4 protein-coding genes and 1 pseudogene are annotated in these 3,436 nt (G+C 59.3%); 1 reads left to right on the top strand and 4 read right to left on the bottom strand.

What is annotated here, in order from left to right:
* Positions 1 to 161 precede the first annotated feature (161 nt).
* The 4 genes from ACQ4N8_RS27975 to ACQ4N8_RS27960 all read right to left on the bottom strand — a co-directional run bounded on the left by ACQ4N8_RS27975 (position 162) and on the right by ACQ4N8_RS27960 (position 3,218).
* Entirely contained in the window at positions 162 to 335 is a 174-nt protein-coding gene (locus ACQ4N8_RS27975; RefSeq protein ID WP_430707646.1) for a hypothetical protein, read from the bottom strand.
* Positions 336 to 357: 22 nt separating this feature from the next.
* On the bottom strand, positions 358 to 699 hold the full coding sequence (locus tag ACQ4N8_RS27970) for a hypothetical protein (RefSeq protein WP_430707645.1): 342 nt from the start codon (positions 697 to 699) through the stop codon (positions 358 to 360).
* Between the two features lie 214 nt (positions 700 to 913).
* A complete protein-coding gene (locus ACQ4N8_RS27965; protein ID WP_430707644.1) occupies positions 914 to 2,437 on the bottom strand; it encodes an MDR family MFS transporter in 1,524 nt (507 codons plus the stop codon).
* 157 nt (positions 2,438 to 2,594) lie between these two features.
* The gene (locus ACQ4N8_RS27960; RefSeq protein ID WP_430707643.1) at positions 2,595 to 3,218 is read right to left on the bottom strand and encodes an ABC transporter ATP-binding protein; all 624 of its coding nucleotides are present in this window, start codon (positions 3,216 to 3,218) and stop codon (positions 2,595 to 2,597) included.
* A gap of 135 nt (positions 3,219 to 3,353) precedes the next feature.
* Here ACQ4N8_RS27960 and ACQ4N8_RS27955 point away from each other — a divergent pair.
* Positions 3,354 to 3,436, top strand: a pseudogene (locus tag ACQ4N8_RS27955) (stage V sporulation protein AE); the annotation flags it as partial.

The raw sequence follows: 3,436 nt of genomic DNA, 5'->3' as shown, positions 1-3,436 counted from the left end.
TGTTCTTTTTTGGACATAAAAAATACTCCCCCTACAGTAACAGGTTTTATTATTTCACCTGTCTACCGTATGGGGAGCATATCAGGGTCACTCGAAGTTGATCCGGAAGCAGCCTCTTTGTTATTTTGGGGCAAGATTGGGAGTTGGCCGGTCACAAGTCCTCAGTGGGTCGGATCCATGTCTTTGTTATGATCGCGATTGTTGATGTCCCGGTGCCTGCGGTCATTAACCTTCTGCTGCATTTGCTGCGCCTCCTGGCCGTTTACCGGATTGCGCGCCAAATCCTCCGCGACGTTGGTCAAGTTCTTATCTATGCCCGATTTGCTTCGTGTCATCGAAATCGTCCTCGCTTTCTGATTATGGGTTCGTCATCGACCCTAATGCTTGCGCGCATTCGTGGATGTGGCGAACGTAATCCCCGGTCAATTCCTGGATTTGCACGCTGTTCTCGGCCACGGTTTGCCCGTCCCGCTCCACGTCGACCAGTTCAACGCGAACTTCGCGCGGGTCCATATAAGAGCATTGGAAATCAAATGAAAAAAACTGATGGCCCGCGGCATTGATATGGATCCGCAGCCCCTTCGGATCTCCCATGTCGGCCTGCACCTGTGCCGAGTCCCCGGGGTTCAGAAACTCCGGAAGCTGTTTTTGCCATGCGTCGACCAGCGTATTTTGATCAAGCGTCATTTCTTTTTCCATGGTAACACCTCCCCTTTCCCGTTAAGATGTGGAGAAGCGGGCTTTTTTATTCCGTGCATGCCAATCAGGCCGCCCTTCCCGATTTACCGGAAAAGAAGGCGGCCATAGGCGCGAATATTCAAGTTAGTGATGATACCGTGATTCAAGGGAGCGAAAGCCAGCCGGCGCAATGGACAAAAGAGCGGTGACCCAAACCTTACGGCAGCGGACTGCGTTAGGCTCCGGCCCCTGCGGGACTTTCCGTCTCCGCCTCTTCCTCCTCCTGGCCGGGGGTCCGATTGCGGAGGCCCAACGCACAGAAGATCCCGACCGCCGCAATCACGGCCATCACGATGAACAACGTATGCAGGCTATGCCCCAACACGTGCTTAAGCCCGGTCCACAGCTCCGGGGCGAGCAGATGGACTTTATCGGGGGACAGCAGCTGGTCGATATCCTTTTGGGAGATCGGCACGCCCGCAACGGTTCCGCCCTTGGTCTGCGAAGCGATATGCAAATTGATCCAGGTCCCGAACGCCGTGACGCCGATCGTTTGCCCCATCGATTTGACGAAGGAATTAAGCGCGGTGGAAGCGCCGCGCAAACGGTAACCGACCGAGGATTGGGCGATGATCGTAAATACCGTAAACGAAAATCCGAAGCCGATCCCGTACAGCGCGTTGAACAACAGCAGCAGCCACATCGGCGTCCCCTCCGCCATCAAGGCCATCCCGCCCGCGCCCAAACCGATAATCACCATGCCGATCAAAGAGGTATAGCGGGAACCGCGGGTAATCAGCCAGCGGCTTCCCAGCACGGAGCCGAGCATCCAGCCCAGCGACATCGGCGCAAGGACCAGGCCGGAGATGGTGGCGTTCTTGCCCAGCACCCCCTGAATCCACAGCGGCAGATACGAAGTCAGACCGATCAGCAGGGCGCTGGCCAGCAGGCTGGTCAGATTGGAGAAGGCGATGTCCCGGATCCGAAACAGCTTCAGCGGTACGAGCGGTTCCTCCGCATATTTTTCCGCCACGAAAAAAAGCGCCAACGCCAAGGCGGCCAACGCCAAGATGCCGATCATCCACGGCGAATCCCATGCGAGCTGCTGCCCCCCCGTCGCCAGACCGATCAGCAATGCGGCCACGCCTACGGTAAAGGTGATCGCCCCCGGGTAATCGATGCGGACCTTGCGTTTCTCGATCCGTTCATGCAAATAGCGGATGATGAAAAATAACGAAAGCAAGCCGAACGGCACGTTAAAGTAAAACACCCAACGCCAATTCAGCGAATCGACCACATACCCGCCAAACAGCGGACCGATCAGCGAAGAGATGCCCCAGACGGAGCTGATCCAGCCTTGGATTTTGGAGCGTTCCTCGATCGAAAAAATATCGCCGATGATCGTAAACGTGACCGGGATCAGGCCGCCGGCCCCGATGCCCTGCAGCGCGCGGAAAGCGATCAGCTGGCCCATGCCGTGGGCGGTCCCGGACAATACCGATCCGCTCAAAAACAGCAGGGAGCAGAGGACGAACACCAGCTTGCGGCCGTACAGGTCGCTGATTTTGCCGAAAATGGGCGTCGTTACGGCCATGGTTAGCAGGTAGGCGGTAAACACCCAGCCCAGCAGTTGGGCCCCGCCCAAATCGCCGACGATTCTCGGGCCGGCCGGACCGATTACCGTCCCTTCGATCGCCGCTAAAAAAGTGGAAAGCATAAGTCCGATCAATATGTAATTGCGTCGTAGCGGAGTTTGCATCAAGATGACTTCCTTTCTTATTACCATCCAACTTCCATCGAATGTCACTAATTCACAAGGTTCCATTATAGAGGAAGCTTACGGAAAAAGAAAGACGGACGGCAAGCCTGCCGGGAAGAGGATCTCCCGTAGCTTGCCGTCCGTTGCCCGGCTGGTGTTACGCTTCTTCCCGCAGCCGGCCCTCCGCGATGCTCCAGCGGCGTAGCGGATTCCCTGCGAACAACTCCGGTTCATGGGTGATCATGATCAGCGCGGCGCCTTCGTCAAGCGCCTCGCGGCATAACCCCGTCAGCATGCCGACGCCGTTGTAATCGATGCCTGCGGTAGGTTCGTCGAGGATATACAGCTTCTTCGGGCAGATCATGCCGGCGGCCGCGCTGAGCAGCCGTTTCTCGCCGCCGCTCAGCAAGTACGGAGACTCCCCGGTTTTGCCGTCGAGTCCGATCGCGGCCAGCATGCGCATCGCCCGCAAGCGCAGCGGCTCCGGCACCGGGTCGCGCGGGCGCAGCCGCAGTTGGGCCCGGGGGCTGTACAGCAGCTCGTCCAGCACGGTCGAGGCGACGAATTGCTGTTCCGGCTGCTGGAAGATGTAGCCGATCTCCCCCGCCAGGTCGTAGATAGACAGGCGGGAGGCATCCCTCCCCTGCCAGAAGACCTTTCCTTTGGGCGGCTCTAGCAGGCCCATCATCAGGCGGGACAACGTCGTTTTGCCGGATCCGTTGTCGCCGCAAAGCAGCCGCCATTCGCCGGGACGCAGTGTCAGGCGGACGTCCCGCAGCACCGGCTCGCCCTTGCGGGCGAAGGCGAAGCTGAGCCCGCGCGCCTCGAGCAGGGGCGCGCGATCGGCCGCCGCAGGCTGGGCGGCGGCCGTGGCCGGGGCGCCGCCGCGAGGCGCGCCGCCGTCAGGCAAGGCGTCGGCAACTCGCTGGTCCACGGGGCGTTGACCGAACTGCAGCGCGACGGCTGGATCGGAGTCATTACCGGGATCTTCGACGTGAC

The organism is Paenibacillus macerans, assembly GCF_050565405.1.
Taxonomy (GTDB): Bacteria; Bacillota; Bacilli; order Paenibacillales; family Paenibacillaceae; genus Fontibacillus; species Fontibacillus macerans_B.
This window is presented reverse-complemented; position numbering and strand designations above follow the sequence as displayed.

Coding starts and splice junctions, on each gene's coding strand:
- ACQ4N8_RS27975 (WP_430707646.1), bottom strand. CDS start 335: ATGACACGAAGCAAATCGGGCATAGATAAGAACTTGACCAACGTCGCG.
- ACQ4N8_RS27970 (WP_430707645.1), bottom strand. CDS start 699: ATGGAAAAAGAAATGACGCTTGATCAAAATACGCTGGTCGACGCATGG.
- ACQ4N8_RS27965 (WP_430707644.1), bottom strand. CDS start 2,437: ATGCAAACTCCGCTACGACGCAATTACATATTGATCGGACTTATGCTT.